We start from the raw sequence: 24,046 nt of genomic DNA, 5'->3' as shown, positions 1-24,046 counted from the left end.
AATCTAAGAATCTATCTGGAGATGTAATCGCATGGCAAGCTTATCAATTCGCAACGTACGCAAGGTTTATCCGAACGGCAATGAAGTGCTCAAAGGTATTGACCTGGAAATTGAAGATGGTCAGTTCCTGATTCTGGTAGGTGGTTCCGGCTGCGGCAAATCGACTTTGCTCAACATGATCGCCGGCCTGGAAACCGTATCAGAAGGTGAAATTCTGATCGGTGACCGCGTGGTCAACAATGTCGCCCCCAAAGAGCGTGACATTGCCATGGTGTTCCAATCCTACGCGCTGTATCCCACCATGACAGTGCGCGAGAACATTTCCTTTGGTCTGGGCATTCGCAAGATCCCTAAGGCCGAGCAAAAGGAAATCGTCGAACGGGTTGCCAATATCCTGCAAATCACTCATTTACTGGACCGCAAGCCAGCCTTGCTGTCCGGCGGCCAGCGTCAGCGTGTGGCGATGGGACGTGCGATTGCGCGCGATCCGTCGCTGTTCCTGTTCGACGAACCACTGTCGAATCTAGATGCCAAGCTGCGGGTGGAAATGCGCGCCGAAATCAAGCGTATGCATCAACGTCTGGGCAGTACCATTGTCTATGTTACGCATGATCAGATCGAGGCGATGACATTGGGTGACCGGATCGCTGTGATGAAAGATGGCGTGGTGCAGCAGTTCGGTAGTCCGCAAGAAATCTATGACCAGCCAAGTAATCTGTTCGTGGCTGGTTTCATCGGTTCACCATCGATGAATTTCCTGCGCGGTCGTCTCACGACGGATGGCAACGGTCCTGCGTTCGAACTCAACCATGCAGGCCAGAAGAGTCTGCTGAGACTACCACTGAACGGCAATGCTGAAACGGTTGGTCAATGGGTAAATCGTGACGTGGTACTGGGAATCCGTCCTGAACATATCACCGATGCACTTAGTGCCCGTAATGGTGATGCTGATTCCGCACATGGCAACTATCGACCGACAGAGATCAACTGCACGGTGGAACTGACCGAGCCAACTGGCCCCGATACACTGGTGGTGGCACGCTTCAATGATGCACCGGTGACCTGCCGGACTCATCCACGTGCTGGTGCGACACCGAACCAGCCGCTCAAGCTGGCCTTCGACCTGACCAAGGCGTTGTTGTTTGACCCGGTTTCCGAAGAACGTATTGCCTGATTCTCACTGACATCTTGTCGATTGCAGACAGGATCTCAGGACAGATCAAAACGCCCCGCAACATCATGTTGCGGGGCGTTTTTTTATATATCGCCACAAACGACAATGTTTGTAATTTGCTATCGGTACGGGCTGATCGGAATCTAAACTCGCGCCTCCTAAATCGTGATATGTCGAGGCTAATATGATCTTTTTATTAAATCCTACTGAAATTTTTCATCGGATTACAAACGCCTGTAGCAAGGCGAGCAATTATGTGGCCAAGAAAATGATGAACATTGGACGTAGTGTCGTGAACGTAACGACTTGTAGCAATGCGACATTTAGTGAGTGCCCTCCGGTAGCAGGAAGGTATACCTGGATCGGTGCCAAGATCGCATCGGTATCTACTCAAGCGCTACCTGATCAGAAGTCGGATCGGCAGGTGGACGCTGCTATGCAAACGGATTATGAATGGGGGAAATACAGCAATTACATGATGAGCAATGTCAGCGATGACCCGCGTGGACATGACTGTCTCCATCAACGTTTGAGTACTATCCCGGAAGAGGTGGCTGAGTTGTCCTCTTTAGATGAAGGGAATGCTGTGCAGAAAAAGTGCATCAACATGTCAAATTGCTCCGATTGCTCCGGTTTCCACATCATTGAACTGGAGCTCGGTACTATCTGAGTTCCGCATGAACATTGCCGAATCTGGTGATGTTCATGAATCACCATTTACTGTCTTAAGTTTTTTTTGATTTTTCTTCGTACCGAGATGAAATTGTCATGTTGTCGAGCCTGCTGCGTGGTATTTGCTAACGCGCCTCGGACGGACAAGGCTACATTGCACTGACTGCCACCATCACCATACGAAGAATCGCTATGCCACTCAATATTGCTGCCCCTAAAGTCTCCCTAACGACACGCACCCTGGCTTCACTTTCAGAAGGCTTTTCACGAATCAAGCGCTATATCTCTGAGAGTATTCGACACTTTATTCAGAATATTAGCTGCGTAAAGACGTCGCAAAAAGCACCGCCAACCCAAGCGACCTCGGCCCCCCGTTGTTCCAATATGAACAAAGTCGATGGTGGTATGGTTGTAAAGAGAGTTATGTCTTTGCCAGTGAGAAAAAGTGAGTCGCTGATACAGCATGTGCGCGCCGATAGACCGCCGGAGCTAGTCTTTGAGAAGCTTGACGACAATGAGGAGCCTGACTCGCTAGACTATCTGGTGATGATCCCGGCGCGCCATCTTGTGTTTACCCAAGTTAAGGAAGCGTTCCTGCCATCGGATCAAAAGCCGGAAACTTGCTATCAGAACAATTCTCCTCGTCCCGTCACTGAGCTGTAACTGCGCTGTAAATAAATTCCCACCTCCCAGCTTATGTTCTGTCGGCGCATGTTGACGTATCAGCCGATAAAGCTCCCATTGGTCAGTTTCATCCATTTTGATTTAGTGAGTATTTCATTGTCTTCTATTACTAATTCCTTTTCGTTTAAGATGCTTTTGTCTTCGTTGCCTCGTCATTTCGGGTGTGGTGTCCAATCCGGGCCTTCCCTGTTTTCACGATTGGTTAACCTGGTTTCTGGAACATCCCGTATGCCACCGACGGACAAGATGGACTGCCAGTCTCGCTCTCATAACGCTGTTGGGTCCGTCATTAAAAAACGTAAGCTCACAACAAAAAGTAATTCAGCAACAATCACGAAATGTATCTGCTGACTTTCGCCGACTGGACGCCGAGGCACGAAAGGCGCTGACGGAAATGAAATCACAACTCGGTGAATCAACGCGTACCGAGGCGGGAAATCAGCAGTATGTGATGGCGAAAGTTGCGTCCTTTATTAAACCGCAAACGCAGAGCGTTATCACACCAGATTCCGGTCGGCCAGGAGATGAAGTCAGGCATGCGGGCAGCAGCTTTGAGAAAAGATCAAGCCCGCAAGATTCGACATGGCCGTATTTTGGACCATCTACTACCGCTCGAAAGCCATTGATTCCGCGTGCGAAATTGAGACCCGCGACGCAGCCCGAGTCCAAATCTGACATAAACCAGAAAAAAGTTGTAAGGTTTGATCCGACGCTCCCTCCGGAGCCTGTCAGCAGTCGTTATATCGGGAAGGTAACCCTGCCGCGTGTGCGGTTAAGTTCGGGTCAATATCAAACCCAGCAGTCACCTTTGTCGACGTCAGAAAACACAATGAAGCTGACGACACTTGGCCCGAATTGATCCAGCGTCCGTCGTTAGGGCTGGCTATTCGATTCCTGCAAACCTGCAATGATCGCCGGTTTACTTACAGCGCGCCGATCCAGCAATGCCGATAGTAATACCACCAGTAATCCCAGTACTGATACGCCAGCACCGAGTAGTGGCAAATCGGTCAGCGGCAATCCTGCAGCAATGACCAGACCACCCAGCCAGGCACCGCTGGCGTTACCGACATTGAAGGCGCCCTGATTGAGCGTTGACGCCAGATTGGGAGCCTTTCTTGCTTTGTCGAGAACGCGCACCTGCGCAGCTGGTACAACGGCAAACGAGAACGCACCCCAGACGAACATCGTAATGAGCGTCGGGATCATGTGGTGACTACTCCAGGAAAACTGCAGCAGAATCAATGCAATGCAGACAAACATGGAAAGCAGCACTGGCATCAGACGCCAGTCTGCCAGGCGACCGCCAACCAATCCACCGACCGTGATACCCGCACCAAACAGCAGCAAGACCCAGCTTTCCTGATGTGCCGTAAAACCAGTGACATCCAGCAAAATGTAGGCGATATAGGTCAACACGCTAAACATGCTGACCGATGCAAGGGTACTGGTCAGCAATGCCAGCTGGACTTGCGGATGAATGATGGCGCGGAATTCCTTGAGGATGCTGCCACCTTGCATGGCGATTTTGGTCGGCAGGCAGCGCCACAGAAGAACCATCGCCAGCAAGCCGATCAAGGTGATCACTGCAAACGTCGAGCGCCAGCCTGTGACATGGCCCAGTGCGGTACCGGCGGGCACGCCAAGGATATTGGCCACGGTCAGGCCGGTAAACATCAGGGCAACTGCCTGTGCTCTTTTATCGTGTGGCACCAGTTCGGCCGCGACCACGGCACCGATACCAAAAAATGCCGCATGACAAAACGCCGTCACAACCCGCGCTGCCATCAGCAGTTCGTAGGACGGTGCGATGGCGCACAAGACATTGCCCAGAATGAACAGGCACATCAAGCTAACCAAGGCACGCTTGCGAGGCCATGTTGCGGTCAGGATTGCCAGCACAGGCGCACCCGCGGCAACACCGATGGCATAACCGGAGACCAGCATGCCCGCAGCAGGGGCCGATACGCCCAGATCACGGGCAACATCGGGCAACAGGCCCATGATAACGAATTCAGTGGTGCCGATGCCAAAGGCAGCGACAGCAAGTGCAAACAGGGGCCAGTTCATGCGGAGAGATCCAGAGGAAAACGAAGCGAGGGAAATCGCTATTTTACGTGCAGCCGCAAAGTCATGCAGCGCACAGGCTAGGCGGATAAATCAGGAGGGAAAAAATAGAGCTGACAGCAGAGGCTTGAAGAGGAGTGAGGATGTTGAAAAATAAACATTAAACATTAAACATTAAACGCCGTTGAATAATCCGCTCAGCATGCCAAGAGCAAACTTGGGGTTGGGCCGTAGCGAGAGAGTGGTGAGCGGTGTCGCCCGGCGCGCAGGAACCGGAATGTACTTAAGTACATGAGGATTCCGAGCACTGTGCGGCATCGTTCACCGCTCTCGCAGTAGGCCCAACCCCAAGTTTTACCATTCGGCGAAACTGCCGTCTTTATGCCGCCAAATCGGATTACGCCAGCGATGTCCCACTTCAGCACGCTGCTTCACATAGTCTTCGTTGATCTCAATGCCGAGTCCTGGTCCTTGCGGAATGTTGACAAAGCCATCTTTATAACCAAACACATCCGCCTGTGTCACGTAATCCAGCAGGTCATTGCTTTGGTTGTAATGGATACCCAGACTTTGTTCCTGGATGAAAGCATTGTAGGACACCGCATCGACCTGCAGGCAGGCTGCCAGCGCTATCGGTCCAAGCGGGCAATGCAGTGCAACCGCAACGTCATAGGCCTCGGCCATGCTGGCAATCTTGCGGGTCTCGGTAATGCCACCGGCGTGGGAGACATCGGGCTGAATGATATCGACATAGCCTTCGCTGAGAATGCGCTTGAAGTCCCAGCGTGAATACAGTCGCTCTCCCAGCGCAATCGGCGTCGCCGTCAGATGGGCGATTTCCTTCAGGGCTTCGTAATTCTCGCTCAGCACCGGCTCTTCAATGAACATCAGCTTGTACGGTTCCAGTTCCTTGATCAGCACCTTGGCCATCGGCTTGTGAACCCGGCCATGGAAATCCACACCAATGCCCACGTTCGGGCCGACGGCCTCACGTACCGCAGCAACGTTGGCAATGGTCAGATCAATCTTGTCATGGCTATCGACGAATTGGAGCTCTTCCGTGCCATTCATCTTGACGGCAGTGAAGCCGCGGCCGACAGCATCCTTGGCAGCACGTGCCGTATCGGCAGGGCGATCGCCACCAATCCACGAGTAGACGCGAATACTGTCACGTACCGGACCACCCAGCAATTGATTGACTGGGACGCCCAGTGCCTTGCCTTTGATATCCCACAAAGCCTGATCGATCCCCGCCAGTGCGCTCATGTGGATGGCGCCACCGCGATAGAAGCCTCCCCGATAAAGTACTGTCCAGTGATCTTCGATGTTGCGGGGATCCTTGCCGATCAGATAGTCAGCAAGTTCTTCTACCGCTGCTGCGACGCTATGGGCGCGACCTTCCACGATGGGCTCGCCCCAGCCGGTAATACCTTCATCGGTTTCAATTTTGAGAAAGCACCAGCGCGGTGGCACGATGAAGGTGGTCAGCTTGGTAATTTTCATGGAGTTGGTTCCGTTTCTGTTCGGTGTCGTTACCGTGTTTTAAAGCCCCTGTTTCTCAGGGAGTGCATACCTGCATCGGCTTGGTTCATGCCGATAGGATGAGTCATTGATTAGTCGTACTGTTGTTGTGGCGGTCTTTCCAGGCAGCCACAAAGGCACGCGCATTTTTACCGACAGTAGTAGCGTCCAATCCAGGTGTATAAAGTGCCGAGCCGAGACCGAAACCCGAGGCGCCGGCCCGGATAAATGGTGCGATGCTGGCTGGAGCAATGCCGCCTACTGGTAGCAGGGCAATCGAGTTTGGAATGACAGCGCGCCAGGCTTTTACAACTGGCAGCCCGAGCTGCTCCGCCGGAAACATTTTCAGTACGTCGGCACCTGCGGCCAGGGCAGCAAATGCTTCGGTGGGAGTAGCAACACCGGGTGCGCTGAACAAGCCGGCCTGCTTGGCAGCGCGAATAACGGCGGGGTCGCTGTGCGGCATCACAATCACTTCTCCACCTGCGGCCTTGACGTCCTGGACTTGTTCTGGACTCAGCACGGTGCCGGCACCGACCACGCAATCGGCAGGCAGACTACGTCGCAGCGTAGCGATACTACGCAGCGGCTCAGGTGAGTTAAGCGGCACCTCGATGACGCGAAAGCCCGCTGCATAGAGCTCCTGTCCAATGGGCTCGACTTCATCAGGGCGTACGCCGCGCAGAATCGCGATCAATCCACATTCCTGGAGGGCTTGCTGGAATACGTTATTCGGCATGCTGAAACTTTCTTCAGTGTGTTGCAATAAATCGATAAGGAAAATGGATTCAGCCCAACAAGCCTGCGTGATGGGCAAGTTTCCAGAGTCCGTGTTCGGTCGCAGAGGCAGCCAATCGGGCGTCCGCAATGCCGTATAGCGTCAATGCGCGCTGATAGCGACGGCACAATTTTTCGTCGCCTACCAGCGCAATTTGCGCGGATGGCGATGCGCCTGTCATGCGCGATCTCAGCGCCAGCATGGCGGCGATTTCATGACCAATAAGGAGACCGGATAAATACTCTGACTGCGCATACGGGGACAATTCTCCTGTGAGCCCTAGCGTCCGGCTACTAAAGATGTTCGACAGCAGTCCAGCCCGGCCATCTGCGCTCTGTGCGACTGCGGCACCACGCAAGAATGCGTTGTCATCACGTTGTTCTTCGGCTGGAGCATCCAGCTCCATGGTGCGGCCTAAAATGGTGTGACCGACCAGCGCGGCATACATTTCGCCGGTCATGAACGTATCAAAATGCGCAATCCTGCGCTGATGCACATGGACCCATTTGGAATGCGTTCCCGGCAGTCCGATCAGCAGATCATCACTCTGCAATTGATCGACAATGCCAGCAACCTGCGTTTCTTCACCACGCATCACATTGGGAAGTGCAGTGCGCTGCAGCAGCCCCGGCACGATATGCAACGTGATGCCGAGTCCAGTATCGATACGGGTCAGGGTGGTGCCGATGGCATCGATATCCAGCGGTGCCTCAAGATAGGGAGCTTCGCGCCAGCCTTGCTTACTGCCGACCATTCCAGCCGCAATCACGGCAACTCCTGGGTACTGTTCCAGCCAGTCACCACAGGCAGCGACCAGCGCCCGCCGAAAGCCTGCTGCCGGATCGCTGTCGACGACCCCCGATGGTGCCGGCGGTAATTGCATGACACCCCACGGCAGCGCGCGCTTGTCCAGCAACGCGCCATCCTGACCGAAGCGGTAGGCGCGCAAGGAAGAAGTGCCCCAGTCGAGCGCAAGTAGTGCCGTCGGTACTGCGGTGGAAGAACTTGTCATGATGTCTCAATGTGGTCGGCGACGGATGCGTTGCGGTCTGCTCCGCCTGATAAAAACGAAAATGATGTTAACACCCGTCACTGATGCTGAATAATGAAAAAATAGTAAAGATTGATATCAAAAATGATAGGTTGTAAGGCCGATCAGGTCTGCTCTCGTAGCTATCTCTCATGTCTGAACTGGTATCGATAGTGGCTAAAAATTCATTTGTTCGGCATAAGCCACTCTCCTAAGATGGTCCGGCAGACTTTATCTGACCAATCCAGGCATCGCCTTTTGCCACACAAGTACAAGATTGGCGGTACCGCTGCAATCTGTGTCGGCCCCTTAGTGACACAACAATGACATGTATAAAAATACTCGGAGACTAGCAATGAAGATCACACGCAGAGCCGTATTGAGTACCGCAATCTGGTTGGGAATGGGATGGGGAATTGGCGCCAGTGCGCTGGCCGAAACACCACTCACGATTGGCTTCTCCCAGGTTGGCGCAGAGAGTGAATGGCGTACCGCCAATACTGTATCCATCAAAGAAGCGGCCAAGAATGCCGGCGTTACTTTGAAATTTGCTGACGCACAACAGAAGCAGGAAAACCAGGTCAAGGCGATTCGATCCTTCATTGCCCAGAAGGTTGATGTGATTGCGTTTTCGCCAGTGGTGGAATCAGGCTGGGATACGGTTTTGCAGGAAGCCAAGGCCGCCAAAATTCCCGTCATTTTGACTGACCGTGCTGTCAATGTGGCCGATAAATCCTTGTATGTGACGTTCATCGGTTCGGACTTCGTGGAAGAGGGACGCCGCGCCGGCCGCTGGTTGCTGGAGCGTGCCAAGACGCTGCCAGCAGGCGATATCAATATTGTCGAACTGCAAGGTACCGTCGGTTCGGCACCTGCGATTGATCGCAAGGCGGGATTCGAGGAAGTGATCAAGACCAATCCGAACTTGAAGATCATTCGCTCGCAGACTGGTGACTTTACCCGCGCCAAGGGCAAGGAAGTCATGGAGGCCTTCCTCAAGGCAGAAGGCAAGAAAATCAACGTGCTCTATGCGCACAATGACGACATGGCAATCGGTGCAATCCAGGCGATTGAAGAAGCTGGTCTGAAACCAGGCAAGGACATCATTGTGATTTCGGTGGATGGCGTCAAAGGTGCATTCGAAGCCATGATGGCCGGCAAACTTAACGTCACCGTGGAATGCAGCCCGTTGCTGGGCCCACAACTGATGGCTGTTGCGCGCGATGTCAAGGCTGGCAAGGAAGTGCCGAAGCGCATCACGACACAGGAAGGTGTATTCCCGGCAGAAGTCGCCGCCAAGGAATTCCCGAACCGCAAATATTGAGTCAACCTGTTCCAGGTTCTCTCTCACTGAACTCCTCTGGAGTATTCCCTTGGGCCCTTTGAGGTCGTTGCCAGACACTTTTGCTGGCGCGACCTCAGACGCAGGGCTTTGCGCGGCAAATCCATCATGGCGTATTGGCGCAGTGTTGTAACACCAAGCCAGAAGTGATTTGCCGCTCTTTTACTGCTGGAATCGCCATGTCCAACGTAGTCAACGGCATCGCACCGGTGCTCGAACTCAGTCATATTTATAAAGCATTCACCGGCGTCAAGGCGCTCACCGATGTCAATGTCTGCCTCTATCCCGGTGAAGTTCATACGCTGATGGGGCAAAACGGTGCCGGTAAATCAACACTGATTAAAGTATTGACTGGTGTCTACACCCCCGATAACGGTCAGATTCTGCTGGATGGTCAACGTATTGCGCCAGCCTCGACCCGGCAGGCACAGGAACTCGGTATCAGTACGGTGTATCAGGAAGTGAATCTATGTCCGAATCTTTCTGTCGCCGAAAACATTTTCATTGGACGTTACCCGCGCAAGTGGCGTGGTTTCGGTCCGGTGGATTGGCGCCGCATGCAGGTCGCGTCGGAGCAACTGCTGCAGCGACTTGATTTGCATATTGATGTGCAGAAGCCTTTGTCGGTGTATCCGCTGGCGGTCCAGCAGATGGTCGCGATTGCCCGTGCATTGCTGGTGTCGGCGCGGGTACTGATTCTGGATGAGCCGACCTCCAGTCTGGATGATGCTGAGGTCCAATTATTGTTTCAGGTGCTGCGCAACTTGCGCGACGAGGGCATGGCAATCTTGTTCGTGACCCATTTTCTGGATCAGACCTACGAGATTTCTGACCGTATCACTGTCTTGCGCAACGGCGTCAGGGAAGGTGAATACGCGGTGGCAGAGTTATCCCGGCTGGAGTTGGTCAACAAGATGGTTGGTGTCGCTGGTGATACCCCGTTTTTTGACGCCGTACCAGTTGTGCCGTCAGCAGCAAATGATGCTGGAGAAGTCTTTCTCGAGGCTCGCGGATTAGGACGCAAGGGCGCGCTCGCCCCGCAGGATATTGCACTACATAGCGGCGAAGTGTTTGGCCTGTGCGGCTTGCTCGGTTCCGGTCGGACCGAGCTGGCCCGGCTCCTGTTTGGTGCCGACAAGGCTGATACAGGCACGTTGCAGATTCGCGGTGTAGAACGCCGCCTGGCAACACCACGTGACGCCATTCATGCGGGCATCGGTTTTTGTTCAGAGGACCGCAAGACCGAAGGGGCGATTCTGGAGTTATCGGTGCGTGACAATATCATGCTCGCTTTGCAAGCACGTAACGGATTGTTGCGAGTGATTCCGCGCAAGCAGCAGCATAAGATTGCAAACGACTACGTGAAATGGCTGGGCATCAAGACGCCGGATATTGAAACCCCGATCGGATCATTATCGGGAGGCAATCAGCAAAAGGCATTGCTGGCACGCTGGCTGGCGACCGATCCGGCGATGCTGATACTTGACGAGCCCACCCGCGGCATTGACGTGCGGGCCAAGCAGGAAATCATGGACTTTGTGATCGGTCTCTGTCGTAAGGGAATGGCGATTCTTTTCATTTCATCGGAGTTACCTGAAGTATTACGTTGCAGTGATCGCATGTTGGTCTTGCGCGATCGTCAGGGCGGCGGCCAGTACCTGCGTGGTCAGCTCGATGAAGAGTCGGTATTGCAGGTCATTGCAGGAGAGGCAGCGTGAGTGCATCAATGAATACCAATCTGACGATGGAACCGGGGCAGCGCCAGACAGCGCTGAGGCAAAAGTGGCAGCATCTGCTGCGGTTGTTGCGACATCCGTTGATGCGTCCGTTAGGAGCATTGCTGGTGTTGCTGTTACTCGATCTGCTCTTGATTCCGGGCTTCTTTCATCTGACCCTCAGGGATGGACATCTGTACGGCAGCCTGATTGATATTGTCAATCGCGCGGCGCCACTGATGTTAGCGGCGCTAGGCATGACCCTGGTGATTGCCACACGCGGCATCGATATCTCAGTTGGCGCGGTGGTGGCTATTTCCGGTACGGTGGCAGCCATGCTCATTGGCGGCACCATGGTGGTCCACAATGGCGTGCCAGAGTATGTCAGCAATACCCCCATGGGTTGGGCCTTGCTGGCAGCGATTGGTGTGGCGCTATTGTGTGGTCTTTGGAACGGATTGCTGGTGGCGACGCTGGGTTTGCAGCCGATCATCGCCACCTTGATTCTGATGGTCGGCGGACGTGGTCTGGCACAGTTGTTGACTGATGGTCAGATCATTACCGTGTATTACAAGCCCTTTTTCTATCTGGGCGGTGGTTATCTGCTCGGGTTGCCGTTTTCGCTCACGATCGTGCTGGTCATGTTCGTACTGCTGGCACTGCTGATGCGCAAGACGGCACTGGGTCTGTTTATTCAGACTGTCGGTTGCAATCCTGTTGCGGCGCGACTGGCTGGTATCAGAACAGCAGCGGTGATTCTGTTTGTCTACCTGTTCTGCAGTCTCTGCGCTGGCATCGCCGGATTGATGATCTGCTCCAACATCAAGAGTGCAGATGCCAATAATGCTGGCTTGCTGCTTGAGCTCGATGCCATTCTTGCCGTGACGCTGGGCGGAACTTCGCTGGCCGGTGGCAAGTTCAGCCTGGTCGGCAGTGTCATCGGCGCACTCATCATTCAGACCCTGACGTACACCATCTATTCACTGGGTGTGCCGCCGGAGGTCAACATGGTAGTCAAGTCGGTAGTGGTATTTCTGGTCTGTCTGTCACAGTCGCCCGAGTTTCGGACGCAGTGGCAATCCTTGTCCTCACGACTGCGGAGCTAAGTGCATGCGTCAATTTCTGTCATGGCGTGCCTTGCTGGCCCGTCCTTATTTCACCTCACTGGTCACGGTGGGATTGCTGCTGGTCATGTTTGCCTTTGGCGGCCTGCAGTATCCGGGTTTTCTGTCCTGGCAAGTGGGATTGAATCTGTTTATCGATAATGCCTTCCTGCTGGTACTGGCCATCGGGATGACGTTTGTGATCCTGTCTGGCGGAATTGATCTGTCGGTCGGCTCGGTACTGGCGCTGACCACTATGGTTGCGGCGTATCTGCTGCAGGTCTGGCATTGGCCTGCGCTGCTGGTGATCGCGCTGGTATTGCTGTTGGGTACCGTGTTCGGTGCGCTCATGGGCATGCTGATTCATTTCTTCAAACTGCAGGCATTTATTGTCACCCTGGCGGGGATGTTTCTGGCACGTGGCTTGTGTTATCTGATCAGCATCAATTCGATCACGATCGACAATCCGCTTTTCGTCACCATGTCACAGACCCGCATCGGCTGGCCAGATGCATTCGTCTCGCCCAGTGTGGTGATTGCACTCTTGATGTTGGCAGTGGCGATCTATCTTGCGCATTACACGCGATTTGGTCGTGCCGTCTACGCCATCGGTGGTAATGAGCATTCGGCCTTGCTGATGGGCTTGCCGGTTGGACAAACCAAGATTGCCGTGTATGCCTTCAGTAGCTTCTGTGCAGCACTTGGTGGCGTTTTATTTTCGTTCTACATGCTGTCCGGATATGGTTTGCATGCGCAGGGGACGGAGCTCGATGCGATCGCAGCGGTGGTCATCGGTGGCACCTTGCTTGCTGGCGGCTATGGCTATGTTGCCGGCACACTGACGGGGGTTTTGATTCTTGGCGTGATTCAGACCTTGATCGCGTTCGATGGCACCCTTAGTTCCTGGTGGACCAAAATTGTCATCGGGATTCTGCTGTTTGTGTTTTGTGCGGTGCAGCGTCTGATGTCACTGAGCGCACAAAAGGCTGGCAAGCAGCATGAAAAAATTGCAAAAAAGAAATATGATTCTGCTACACCGGTCCAAACAGTTGCGTGATGCCGGGTGGAAAGTAAGCGAAGTCAGGCCAGAAGCCGCGATGGTGTAATGGATGCTAAAAATGATATGGCTTTTGGCAAAAAAATCATTAGAAATGTATTGCTTTAATGATTATCGTAGAGGCCTTGCAGATGCCGGTGTTTTTCCGGTCTGCATTATGCGGTTAAAAACAGAAATAACTTAGGAGACAAGCAAGATGAAACTCAAATCGGTACTGGCCGGGCTGACGCTCGGGTTGAGCATGGGTCTGATGGCAGTGAGCGCCCAGGTGAGCGCACAGACCAAAGGCCTGATCGGGATTTCCATGCCGACCAAATCGTCGGCGCGTTGGATTGCTGACGGTAACAATATGGTCAAGGTATTCCAGGAAAAGGGCTACCAGACTGACCTGCAATATGCAGAAGACGATATTCCCAATCAGCTGGCACAGATTGAAAACATGGTGACCAAGGGTGTCAAGGTGCTGGTTATCGCATCGATTGACGGTACCACGCTCACCGACGTGCTGCAAAAAGCTGCCGACAAGGGCATCAAGGTTATTGCCTATGACCGCCTGATCCGCAATTCCAAGAATGTCGACTACTACGCAACCTTCGACAACTTCCAGGTTGGCGTGCTGCAAGCCAGCTATATCGAAAAAGCACTGGATCTGAAGTCGGGCAAGGGGCCATTCAATATCGAACTGTTTGGTGGTTCGGCTGACGACAACAACGCTTTCTTCTTCTACAACGGTGCGATGTCGGTACTGAAGCCATACATTGACAGTGGCAAGCTGGTGGTGCGCAGCAAGCAAATGGGTATGGAAAAGGTTGCCACGCTGCGTTGGGACGGTGCAACTGCCCAGGCCCGTATGGATAACCTGCTCAGCGCCTACTATGGCAATGCGCATGTCGATGCCGTGTTGTCGCCTTATGATGGCATCAGTATCGGTATTCTCTCCTCGCTCAAGGGCGTTGGCTATGGCACACCAAAGCTGCCAATGCCAGTAGTGACAGGCCAAGATGCGGAAGTGCCTTCGGTCAAGTCGATCATCCGTGGCGAACAGCGTTCGACCGTCTTCAAGGATACACGTGAACTGGCTAAGGTCACTGCTTCCATGGTCGATGCACTGCTGTCGGGTAAGCAACCTACTATCAACGATACCAAGACCTATAACAATGGCGTCAAGGTGGTTCCTTCCTATCTGTTGAAGCCAGTCAGTGTGGATGCGTCCAACTGGAAGCAGGTACTGGTCGGCAGCGGCTATTACACTGAAGCGCAAGTCAAGTAATTCGGCGCGTAGTCTGATGTAGTTCAAGACAGCCCCGCGCCCTGCGCGCGGGGTTGGTGTTTCCGGAGCAAGCGCGGTCGCTGTGCAAACAGCATCGCCGCGGGCACAGCGGGAAGCCGGTTGGTGTCATCACAGTTTTCATCGATGACAGCCCGGTGCATAGAAGAGGTCAGAACACATGAATACAATTCTGGAAATGCGCGGCATCGAGAAGACATTCCCAGGAGTGAAGGCACTCAACAATGTCAATCTGGTGGTGCGCACAGGCGAGATTCACGCCATCGTTGGTGAGAACGGTGCCGGTAAGTCCACCCTGATGAAAGTGCTCAGCGGGGTCTATCCACACGGTTCCTATTCTGGCGACATCGTGTATCAGGGACAGACCCGTGCATTCAAGGATATCGTCGATAGCGAGAGCGTCGGTATCATCATCATTCACCAGGAACTGGCGCTGGTGCCGCTGTTGTCGATCACGGAAAATCTTTTTCTCGGCAATGAGCAGGCACGGCACGGGGTGATCGACTGGGAAGATTCCTACGCCAAGGCGCGGGCCCTGCTGGCCAAGGTCGGTCTGAAGGATCCTCCATCGACACTGGTGACCAATCTCGGCGTGGGCAAGCAGCAGCTGATTGAAATCGCCAAGGCGCTGTCCAAGGAAGTCAAGCTGCTGATCCTTGACGAGCCGACTGCCAGCCTCAATGAAAGCGACAGCGACGCGCTGCTCGAACTGTTGCTGGAACTCAAGGAACAGGGTATTTCCTCGATCCTGATTTCGCACAAGCTCAATGAAATTTCCAAGGTTGCTGACTCCATCACGGTATTGCGTGACGGTGCCACGATCGATACCTTCGACTGTCGGCAGGAAGCGATCAGCGAAGACCGCATCATCCAGAATATGGTTGGCCGGGAAATGGCTGACCGTTATCCCAAGCGCACGCCAGAGATTGGCGACACTATCTTCGAAGTCAGGAAGTGGCGCGTACATCATCCGATTCATCCTGATCGGGTCGTGATCAAGGATGTCGATTTCCATGTGCGCAAGGGTGAAATTGTCGGCATTGCCGGGCTCATGGGAGCTGGACGTACCGAGCTTGCCAAGAGTATTTTTGGTCGTGCCTACGGTACCCGTATCAGCGGTGAGGTGTCGCTGCATGGCAAGAAAGTTGATCTCAGCACAATTCAAAAGGCCATTGCGCACGGTATTGCCTATGTGACCGAAGACCGCAAGGGCGATGGTCTGGTGCTCGATGAAGATATCAAAAAAAACATCTCGCTGGCCAACCTCGGTGCGATCTCCGACAACATGGTGATTGATGAGGCGCGCGAATTCAATGTGGCCGATGACTTTCGCGCCAAGATGCGTATTCGCTGTTCGAGTGTGATGCAGCGGGTGGTCAATCTGTCTGGTGGCAATCAGCAAAAGGTGGTGCTCAGCAAATGGCTGTTCTCCAATCCGGAAGTGCTGATCCTGGACGAGCCGACACGCGGCATTGATGTGGGTGCCAAATACGAGATTTACAGCCTGATCAGCCAACTGGCCAGTGAAGGCAAGTGCATCATCATGATTTCGTCCGAGATGCCGGAGTTGCTCGGCATGTGCGACCGCATCTATGTGATGAATGAGGGTAAGTTCGTCGGGGAATTCGATGGTGCCGATGCCTCCCAGGAAAAGATCATGCGCGCCATCGTGCGCAATGTCGGAATGTGAAGAATGGAGAACACTGAAATGAGCAAGAAACCAGCGCTAGAAGAGGTCCCAGTGGCCAAGCGTGAATACGTCGGCTTCCTCAAGAACAATATGCGTGAATATGGCATGTTGCTTTCGCTGGTCGCCATCATGGCCTTCTTTCAGGTAATGACTGACGGCACTCTGATGCAGCCCCTGAATCTGACGAACCTGCTGTTGCAGAACAGTTATGTGGTGATCATGGCATTAGGCATGCTGATGGTGATTGTGGCCGGTCACATCGATCTCTCAGTGGGCTCGGTGGTCGGCTTTATCGGTGCACTGGCAGCAGTGCTGATGGTGAACTATGAAGTCAATTTCATTGTGACGACCATCATCTGTCTGGCCGCCGGTGCGTTGATTGGTGCCGCTCAGGGTTATTGGGTCGCCTTCTTCCGCATCCCGTCGTTCATTGTTACGCTGGCGGGCATGCTGGTGTTCAAGGGAATGACGCTGGCCTTGCTACAAGGCCAGTCGGTTGGCCCATTCCCACATGCATTTCAGTTGCTCAGCTCGGGTTTCATTCCTGAACTGTTTGGCGATAGCGGTTCGCTGCGCATGACCTCGCTGCTGGTCGGCGTGTTGGCAGCAGCGGTTTTGCTGGCATTCAAGGTGCGCGCTCGTAGCAAGCAGGTCAAGCATGGCATGGAAGATGAACCAGCCTTGTTCTTTGTGCTCAAGAATGTGGTCTTTTCTGTTGCCATCATCGGCTTCAGCTACCTGATGGCGTCGTATAAGGGAATGCCTAATGTATTGATCATCATGGCTGCCTTGATGGTGCTGTACACCTTCGTCACTAATCGCACCACCATCGGTCGTCGGGTCTATGCCGTGGGTGGTAACGAGAAGGCTGCCAAGCTGTCTGGTATCAAGACCGAGCGTGTAAGCTTTTACACCTTCGTCAACATGGGCATGCTGGCCGCGCTGGCCGGGCTGATTTTTGCGGCTCGTCTCAATACGGCTACCCCTAAGGCTGGTACGGGCTTTGAGCTAGATGTGATTGCAGCCTGTTTCATCGGTGGCGCCTCTGCCTCTGGTGGTGTGGGTAAGGTCATGGGCGCAGTCATCGGTGCCTTCGTCATGGGTGTGATGAATAATGGTATGTCGATTATGGGTATCGGCATCGACTACCAACAAGTAATCAAGGGACTGGTGCTGCTGGCAGCTGTGTTCTTTGATGTCTACAACAAGAACAAATAAGCGGGGCGTGTTGCTTGCCACAGACTAAAAAAAGTTTGTGGCAAGTACAGACAAGCAGGGTTGCAGCATCAGGTCTGCAGAATCGAATCGGAGAGTAAGAATGACTGTCGATAAAAAGCGTGTGCTGCGTTCCGCGGCATGGTTCGGTACGACTGACAAGAATGGTTTCATGTACCGCAGTTGGATGAAGAATCAAGGTATTCCTGATCACGAGTTTCAGGGCAAGCCGGTGATCGGTATCTGCAATACCTGGTCCGAGCTGACGCCGTGCAATGCCCATTTCCGCAAGATTGCGGAGCACGTCAAGCGTGGCATTATTGAGGCAGGTGGTTTCCCGGTGGAGTTTCCGGTGTTTTCCAACGGTGAATCCAACTTGCGTCCTACCGCCATGCTCACACGCAATCTGGCGAGCATGGACGTGGAAGAATCGATCCGTGGCAATCCGCTTGACGCCGTGGTGCTGCTGACTGGTTGTGACAAGACTACGCCGGCCTTGCTGATGGGCGCTGCCAGCTGTGATGTCCCGGCGATTGTGGTGACCGGTGGCCCAATGCTCAATGGCAAGCATCAGGGGCGCGATATCGGCTCCGGCACAGCAGTGTGGCAATTGAGTGAACAGGTCAAGGCGGGCACCATCAGTATTCACGATTTCATGGCCGCGGAAGCCGGTATGTCCCGCTCGGCCGGGACGTGCAACACCATGGGGACTGCATCGACCATGGCGTGCATGGCCGAAGCGCTGGGGACTTCCTTGCCACACAATGCGGCGATTCCGGCAGTCGATGCGCGTCGCTATGTATTGGCGCACATGTCGGGCATGCGGATTGTCGACATGGTCTGGGAAGACTTGCGTCTCTCAAAAATTCTGACCCGCGCCGCGTTTGAAAATGCGATTCGTGTCAATGCTGCCATTGGTGGTTCGACCAATGCAGTGATTCACCTCAAGGCGATTGCCGGTCGTATTGGTGTTGATCTGGAGCTGGAAGACTGGACCCGCGTCGGTCGTGGTACCCCAACGATTGTTGATTTGCAGCCATCCGGACGCTTCCTGATGGAAGAGTTTTATTACGCCGGTGGCTTGCCTGCAGTATTGCGTCGACTGGGCGAGGCCGATCTGCTGCCGCACAAGGATGCCCTGACGGTCAACGGCAAGACGCTGTGGGAAAACACCCATGATGCGCCGATCTACAACGATGAAGTGGTACGTCCGCTAGAGCAGCCGTTGATCAAGGATGGTGGTATCTGCATCCTGCGCGGCAATCTGTCGCCACGTGGAGCTGTCCTCAAACCATCAGCGGCGACGCCAGCGCTGATGCAGCATCGCGGCAAGGCGGTGGTGTTTGAAGACTTCGAGCATTACAAGGCGCGTATCAATGATCCTGATCTGGATGTTGATGCCAGCTCGGTACTGGTCATGAAAAACTGCGGCCCCAAAGGTTATCCAGGCATGGCAGAAGTAGGCAACATGGGCTTGCCGCCCAAGCTGCTGGCGCAAGGTGTCAAAGACATGGTGCGTATTTCGGACGCTCGTATGAGTGGTACTGCTTACGGCACGGTGGTGTTGCACGTGGCGCCGGAAGCCGCTGCCGGTGGTCCTCTGGGGATTGTGCAGGACGGCGACTGGATCGAGCTTGACTGCGCTGGCGGTCGATTGCATCTTGATATCAGTGATGACGAGATGGCACAGCGGCAGGCGCAGCGTGCAGCAAAACTCGCCGAGCGCAAACCTGAGATGGCTGGTGGGTATCAGACCTTGTATATCGATCGCGTGTTACAGGCTGATCAAGGTTGCGACTTTGACTTCCTGGTCGGTTGCCGAGGTGCTGCGGTACCCAAGCATTCGCATTAATTCTTATTGCTGTTTTTACGTATTCTGGAGTCATCATGTTGCTGGTGCAATTCAAACAAGCCGATGGCAGCCGTCAGATTGGTAGTCTGGAGGCGGATGGAAAGTCGATTCGTGTGATCAGCGGCTATCACACAACCTATAGTCTGGCGCGCGCAGCGATTGCCGCGCGTAGCTCGCTGCAGGATTTTGCTGCCGCGGCGCTCAGCAATTCGGTTGTGTCGTATGATGCCGTCGCTGCACGGGGGGGATTGTTGCCACCACTGGATCATGACGATAGTGCACATTGCTACGTTACAGGTACCGGGCTGACGCATTTGGGCAGTGCCGATGGTCGTGACGCCATGCACAAGAAACTGGATGCGGCGGAGTCGCTGACCGACAGCATGAAAATGTTTCGTATGGGACTGGAAGCAGGTAAACCTGCTGCCGGCCAGATCGGTGTGCAACCGGAATGGTTTTACAAGGGCGACGGCTCGATCGTTCGTGCGACTGAGCAGCCATTAGCGATGCCGCATTTTGCACTCGATGGCGGCGAAGAGCCGGAGATCGTTGGTCTTTACCTCATCGGTGATGACGGTCAACCTTGTCGACTGGGCTTTGCGATCGGCAATGAGTTTTCGGACCATGTCACTGAGCGTCAGAATTATCTCTATCTGGCGCATTCCAAACTACGTGTCTGTTCGATTGGTCCGGCATTATTGGTTGGTGAATTACCTGCCCATGTGCAAGGCATGTCGCGTATTCGCGGAAAGGATGGCAAGGTCCGTTGGGAGAAGCCGTTCGTTAGCGGTGAAGACAATATGTCGCATACGATTGCCAACCTTGAATATCATCATTTCAAATATCCTTTGTTCCGTCGTCCAGGCGATGTGCATCTGCACTTCTTCGGAACGGCCACCTTGAGTTGCGCCGATAATATCAGCGTAGAAGCGGGTGAAACTTTTGAAATTGATGTTGCCGCATTTGGCCCGGCCTTGCGTAACCAGCTCAGTCGGGACGATATTTCGCAGCCGCAGGTACAGGTACTGTAGTTGGCTCGTCAACATTTGACGCGCCAGTTAATGAGATAACAGGAACGCGCCCCGGCGCGTCCATGAACGGAGAAATCATGTCAGCCCCCAATCAACTAGCCCAATTCCCCAGCCTCAAGGGCAAGCGCGTGTTTGTCACCGGCGGCGGTACCGGTATCGGTGCGGCCGTTGTCAGTGCGTTAGCCGAGCAGGGTGCGCTGGTCGCTTTTGTCGATATCGCGACCGAGGCCAGCGAGGCACTGTGCCAGCGCATTGCTGCATCTGGTCATCCTGCTCCTTTGTTCCGCCAGGTCGATTTGCGTGATATCCCAACGCTGCAATCGACTATCGCCGATCTGGCTAGCCAGTTGGGTGACTTTGATGTGCTGGTCAACAATGCCGCCAATGACGAGCGTCACAAGCTGGAAGATGTGACGCAGGAATACTGGGATAACCGGATTGCGATCAATCAGCGTCCATCCTTCTTTGCCGTTCAGTCGGTCGTTCCTGGGATGAAGAAGAAGGGTGGTGGTTCCATCATCAATTTCAGTTCGATCAGCTGGCATACCTCAGGTGGAGGTTACCCGGTCTATACCACTGCGAAGGCGTCGGTACTGGGACTCACTCGTGGGTTGGCACGTGATCTCGGACCACACAATATCCGCGTCAATACAGTGACACCTGGCTGGGTCATGACCGAGCGTCAGATTGCTTTGTGGCTCGATGAAAAGGGCAAGGAAGATATCAAGCGTAATCAGTGCCTGCAGGGTGAGTTGCTGCCTTGGCATCTGGCACGCATGGTCCTGTTTCTGGCTGCCGATGACAGTGTCATGTGCACCGCGCAGGAGTTCATCGTGGATGCCGGCTGGGCTTGATACGGTATTCTGGCTGCGTTAATTCAAAGTCCACCTTGCAAGACTTTGTTTTAGCGCGGATTTTGCTTCCTCCCATCGGGCAGGAGCATTGAATATAGTTAGTTGTTATCTCAGTGCGTATCCTCTGCGCCATTTTCGACCGCGTTTCATTCCTCAGGCAGTCGAAAAATTTAATTTACTTATTGACAATTTATTTTTTTCATGATCGAAATTTGAAGGTGGCATGGATCGAAATGCCTGAGAATCCACATCCTACTGAGAGAGTAGGTCTTAATGGTCTTGGTTGTTCATTTTATTCTATGAATCATTTACAAAAATTTCATTCAATTGCCGAAGAATTGCTGCGGTATCTCAATTTTAGCGACAACTTGTTCGATACTGAGCAAGAGATTCTGAGTCTGGACGTGGATGGTCGTTTCGTGCTGCATTTTGAACTGCTGGATGAAGACTTCTGGTTGATGCATGCCGAGCTCGGCGTAAGCCCGCGTGATCAAGATGGTCAGTGGAAGGAATTCTCATGGCGTGACGGGCAGATTAACGTTGGCCATTGGCAGCCTTGCATCGCAATTGATGAGGATAATCAGCTTCGCTGCTGGCTCCAACTGCCGTTACAAGAATATGATTTGCCCGCATCACTGGATGCATTTGATGCTGTGGTCAACACCACAGAGCAATTGCTCGAAGGTGCCATGCATGCACTGGTTGAGCTGCCTGTCATGCAGGGTATTTCCGGCGGCATGGACTATCCATATGCTACAAGCTGAATGCCTGAGGCGCTTACCAAAAATTTAATTTTGAAAGTACAAAACTATGTCAGTTAACATTAATTTGGTAGGTTCACATGTGGCTGCAGCAAGTCGTTCTCTGAACGTAAGGCCGAAGCAAAATGCAAGTGTCTCGTATAAGGGACGGATCTGCACCATTTTGTCCAAACTGCCTCTGCCGCCATGTTTAAAGGATAAGTTGCTAAAAAATTTCTCTCAATCCAAAAGAACGATTCCCTCCGAGCTGCAGGTGTTGGAAAATGCACGCACGATGCTGGTGAGCGTGGTAAGCAGTATGCTTGGTGATAAGGAAGCCACAGTTCAGATGGTTGATAGTCTATTCTGCAGTGTTTATTTTTCCAGGAAAAACGAATTCGATCATTTAAACACCGAGCTTGGCTACAAAACTCCATCCGACTATTTGCGTGATATCGGACAGGCAGCCAAAGAGATGGGCGTCCTCTGCGGGGAGAAAGATGATTATTTGGTCCCAAATGGTGCTGGCGCGGATATTTTTACCAATATTTTTATCAGTGAAATTTTGAAAACAATGCCCGGGCAGAATGGTCAACCCTGTGATCCGACGAAGTATCAACGAATTGCAAAAAATATTGCTTTTAACGTTGTCGCGGATTTGACCGGGGAAAGAACCAGGGTCGAAGCCTTCAGCAATAAGCTGGCAGTATTAGCGAATAAATACGCGCCCGGCCTGAATAACTTCGTCCGGTTATAAAACCTGCTTGTTCAGGGGCGCTCTTCATTGATAGCAGCAGATAGAGACGAGTGATTGTCAATCACTGCTGAAGACTGTTTCAATAAATTGTCTTCGCCACATCTCTGATCGCCTGTTGCAAAATCAGGGCACCAGGAGACAGCAGTTGGTCGCGGCGGGTGATGATGCCGAAGCCATCCATCTTGCATGGCAATTCGATCGGCAGGATATCGAGCAGACGCGCCTCGGCGTAATAGCGTGCCACTTCAGTTGGCATCGCATAAACGAAATCCGTTTGCTGCAACAGGCTGGTAATGACCAGAATCGCCGTCGTATCAACTACATTTGTTGGCGGTGTAAGGCCGCTGTTGCGGAACATCTGCTCACAACGACTGCGCAATATGCTGCCCTTGGGCGCCATGATCCATGGTGAATCGGTCAAGTCACTGAGGCTTAACGAAGTCGCTGATTGCAAAGGGTGGCCGACACGTGCTACCGCACATACAGGTTCGTCTGACAGTTCTTCATAACTGAGATCGTGACTGCTGCCTTCATCGAGGATGCGTCCCACCAGAAAATCCAGCTCGCCATGAAGCAGGCGTGCCATCAAGATATTGCTACTCTCGACCTCGACGCCAATGCGCAACATCGGCGAATGTTGCTTGACGCTTGCAATGGCAGGTGGGATCAACGATAGTCCCGGCGACAGGATGACGCCGACATCAACCTGACCTGATAGCCCCGATTTCAACGCCACGATATCCTCATGCGCCTTCGATAAGCTGGTCAGCGCCATCCGCGAATGACGAATCATCGCCTCGCCATAAATCGTCGGGCGCATGCCGCGGGGCAGCCGATCAAACAAGGTAACGCCGAGCGTATCTTCGAGGTCCTTGAGCTGCTTGGAAGCGGCTGGCTGGGTCATGTTCAGCTCATTGGCGGCACGATGAATATTGCGCTCATCATCGAGCGCGATGAGTAGCAATAATTGACGAGTTTTCAGGCGGGCGCGCAAGAACCAGTTGGGGTCAGTATTCTTCATTTGTCTCTACTCTTGTTCTATCGTTTTAATTTGTTTTATTGTGATTCGATGATATCAAATCACGTATCGCCTTAGGCAAATAATTCATTAGAAAACTATCTCAGGAGTGCTTACCATCTAGCCCATTCACGGTAACTTATTCGCCTTGAATGACAAGCAGGAAAGGCTGGTTGGTCGTACGAATTGTGCGACTGCAGCACAACCCGACATGACAACTAGAGAGCGGGAATGGCATGTTGCCACCCCTCCTTTTAATGATAAAAACGACGGAGACTTCAGATGATGTATTGCATTCCGACCAATAAAATCGCCCGAGCCCTGGGTGCGGCAGCACTGTTTGGCGTATGTCTGGCAGCCCACGCCCAATCCAATGTGACCATCTACGGTCGTATCGACGCTGGTGTGAACTATCAGAGTGGAGTTCAGATTGGCTCTACCACAAAGACTGGCACCCA

At 53.2% G+C, this 24,046-nt stretch carries 22 protein-coding genes; 17 read left to right on the top strand and 5 right to left on the bottom strand.

Annotated features, from left to right (window positions below):
- The first annotated feature begins 31 nt into the window (after nt 1-31).
- From FHW66_RS20275 to FHW66_RS20260, 4 genes are all read left to right on the top strand, one after another.
- A complete protein-coding gene (locus FHW66_RS20275) occupies nt 32-1,174 on the top strand; it encodes an ABC transporter ATP-binding protein (protein WP_183381641.1) in 1,143 nt (380 codons plus the stop codon).
- Nucleotides 1,175-1,358: 184 nt separating this feature from the next.
- Nucleotides 1,359-1,844, top strand: a complete 486-nt coding sequence (locus FHW66_RS20270; RefSeq protein WP_183381640.1) for a hypothetical protein — start codon at nt 1,359-1,361, stop codon at nt 1,842-1,844.
- Nucleotides 1,845-2,038: 194 nt separating this feature from the next.
- Nucleotides 2,039-2,509 carry a hypothetical protein gene (locus tag FHW66_RS20265; protein WP_183381639.1) on the top strand — a complete coding sequence of 157 codons (471 nt, stop codon included), beginning with the start codon at nt 2,039-2,041 and terminating at the stop codon, nt 2,507-2,509.
- Nucleotides 2,510-2,924: 415 nt separating this feature from the next.
- Entirely contained in the window at nt 2,925-3,389 is a 465-nt protein-coding gene (locus tag FHW66_RS20260; RefSeq protein ID WP_183381638.1) for a hypothetical protein, read from the top strand.
- 14 nt (nt 3,390-3,403) lie between these two features.
- Here the strand turns inward: FHW66_RS20260 and FHW66_RS20255 are convergent, their stop codons facing one another.
- The 4 genes from FHW66_RS20255 to FHW66_RS20240 form a co-directional block, all read right to left on the bottom strand.
- Nucleotides 3,404-4,600 (bottom strand): MFS transporter, encoded by a 1,197-nt coding sequence (locus FHW66_RS20255; RefSeq protein WP_183381637.1) that lies wholly within the window; start codon nt 4,598-4,600, stop codon nt 3,404-3,406.
- Nucleotides 4,601-4,951: 351 nt separating this feature from the next.
- Nucleotides 4,952-6,100, bottom strand: coding sequence for a galactonate dehydratase (gene dgoD / locus FHW66_RS20250; protein WP_183381636.1), 1,149 nt, complete (start codon nt 6,098-6,100; stop codon nt 4,952-4,954).
- Between the two features lie 103 nt (nt 6,101-6,203).
- Entirely contained in the window at nt 6,204-6,857 is a 654-nt protein-coding gene (locus FHW66_RS20245; RefSeq protein WP_183381635.1) for a 2-dehydro-3-deoxy-6-phosphogalactonate aldolase, read from the bottom strand.
- Nucleotides 6,858-6,906: 49 nt separating this feature from the next.
- Entirely contained in the window at nt 6,907-7,908 is a 1,002-nt protein-coding gene (locus FHW66_RS20240; protein WP_183381634.1) for a 2-dehydro-3-deoxygalactonokinase, read from the bottom strand.
- Between the two features lie 373 nt (nt 7,909-8,281).
- Here FHW66_RS20240 and FHW66_RS20235 point away from each other — a divergent pair, with 373 nt between their 5' ends.
- The 12 genes from FHW66_RS20235 to FHW66_RS20180 all read left to right on the top strand — a co-directional run bounded on the left by FHW66_RS20235 (nt 8,282) and on the right by FHW66_RS20180 (nt 22,570).
- Nucleotides 8,282-9,250 carry an ABC transporter substrate-binding protein gene (locus FHW66_RS20235; RefSeq protein WP_183381633.1) on the top strand — a complete coding sequence of 323 codons (969 nt, stop codon included), beginning with the start codon at nt 8,282-8,284 and terminating at the stop codon, nt 9,248-9,250.
- 197 nt (nt 9,251-9,447) lie between these two features.
- On the top strand, nt 9,448-10,986 hold the full coding sequence (locus tag FHW66_RS20230; RefSeq protein WP_183381632.1) for a sugar ABC transporter ATP-binding protein: 1,539 nt from the start codon (nt 9,448-9,450) through the stop codon (nt 10,984-10,986).
- The gene (locus FHW66_RS20225; protein WP_370543507.1) at nt 10,983-12,089 is read left to right on the top strand and encodes an ABC transporter permease; all 1,107 of its coding nucleotides are present in this window, start codon (nt 10,983-10,985) and stop codon (nt 12,087-12,089) included. Before FHW66_RS20230 ends, FHW66_RS20225 begins: the two co-directional genes overlap by 4 nt.
- Before the next feature lie 4 nt (nt 12,090-12,093).
- Nucleotides 12,094-13,143 carry a galactofuranose ABC transporter, permease protein YjfF gene (gene yjfF / locus FHW66_RS20220; RefSeq protein WP_183381631.1) on the top strand — a complete coding sequence of 350 codons (1,050 nt, stop codon included), beginning with the start codon at nt 12,094-12,096 and terminating at the stop codon, nt 13,141-13,143.
- Nucleotides 13,144-13,339: 196 nt separating this feature from the next.
- Complete coding sequence (gene chvE / locus FHW66_RS20215) at nt 13,340-14,413, top strand: multiple monosaccharide ABC transporter substrate-binding protein (RefSeq protein ID WP_183381630.1); 1,074 nt, start codon at nt 13,340-13,342, stop codon at nt 14,411-14,413.
- A gap of 178 nt (nt 14,414-14,591) precedes the next feature.
- Nucleotides 14,592-16,121 carry a multiple monosaccharide ABC transporter ATP-binding protein gene (mmsA, locus tag FHW66_RS20210; protein ID WP_183381629.1) on the top strand — a complete coding sequence of 510 codons (1,530 nt, stop codon included), beginning with the start codon at nt 14,592-14,594 and terminating at the stop codon, nt 16,119-16,121.
- Nucleotides 16,122-16,124: 3 nt separating this feature from the next.
- Complete coding sequence (gene mmsB, locus FHW66_RS20205) at nt 16,125-17,339, top strand: multiple monosaccharide ABC transporter permease (protein WP_183381628.1); 1,215 nt, start codon at nt 16,125-16,127, stop codon at nt 17,337-17,339.
- A gap of 100 nt (nt 17,340-17,439) precedes the next feature.
- Nucleotides 17,440-19,188, top strand: a complete 1,749-nt coding sequence (locus FHW66_RS20200) for an IlvD/Edd family dehydratase (RefSeq protein WP_183381627.1) — start codon at nt 17,440-17,442, stop codon at nt 19,186-19,188.
- 35 nt (nt 19,189-19,223) lie between these two features.
- A complete protein-coding gene (araD1, locus tag FHW66_RS20195; RefSeq protein ID WP_183381626.1) occupies nt 19,224-20,219 on the top strand; it encodes an AraD1 family protein in 996 nt (331 codons plus the stop codon).
- Between the two features lie 77 nt (nt 20,220-20,296).
- Complete coding sequence (locus FHW66_RS20190) at nt 20,297-21,073, top strand: SDR family NAD(P)-dependent oxidoreductase (RefSeq protein WP_183381625.1); 777 nt, start codon at nt 20,297-20,299, stop codon at nt 21,071-21,073.
- Nucleotides 21,074-21,306: 233 nt separating this feature from the next.
- Nucleotides 21,307-21,837, top strand: a complete 531-nt coding sequence (locus FHW66_RS20185; protein WP_183381624.1) for a CesT family type III secretion system chaperone — start codon at nt 21,307-21,309, stop codon at nt 21,835-21,837.
- A 160-nt stretch (nt 21,838-21,997) separates the two neighbouring features.
- Nucleotides 21,998-22,570 (top strand): hypothetical protein, encoded by a 573-nt coding sequence (locus FHW66_RS20180; RefSeq protein ID WP_183385585.1) that lies wholly within the window; start codon nt 21,998-22,000, stop codon nt 22,568-22,570.
- 79 nt (nt 22,571-22,649) lie between these two features.
- On the opposite strand, the gene FHW66_RS20175 is transcribed toward FHW66_RS20180, so the two are convergent.
- A complete protein-coding gene (locus tag FHW66_RS20175; RefSeq protein ID WP_183381622.1) occupies nt 22,650-23,591 on the bottom strand; it encodes a LysR family transcriptional regulator in 942 nt (313 codons plus the stop codon).
- Nucleotides 23,592-23,870: 279 nt separating this feature from the next.
- Between FHW66_RS20175 and FHW66_RS20170 the strand changes: the two genes are divergently transcribed.
- The coding region (locus tag FHW66_RS20170) for a porin (RefSeq protein WP_370543508.1) at nt 23,871-24,046 on the top strand (176 nt) is incomplete at its 3' end.

Origin of the sequence: Herbaspirillum sp. Sphag64 (assembly GCF_014192645.1) — a bacterium.
Taxonomy (GTDB): Bacteria; Pseudomonadota; Gammaproteobacteria; order Burkholderiales; family Burkholderiaceae_D; genus Herbaspirillum.
This window is presented reverse-complemented; position numbering and strand designations above follow the sequence as displayed.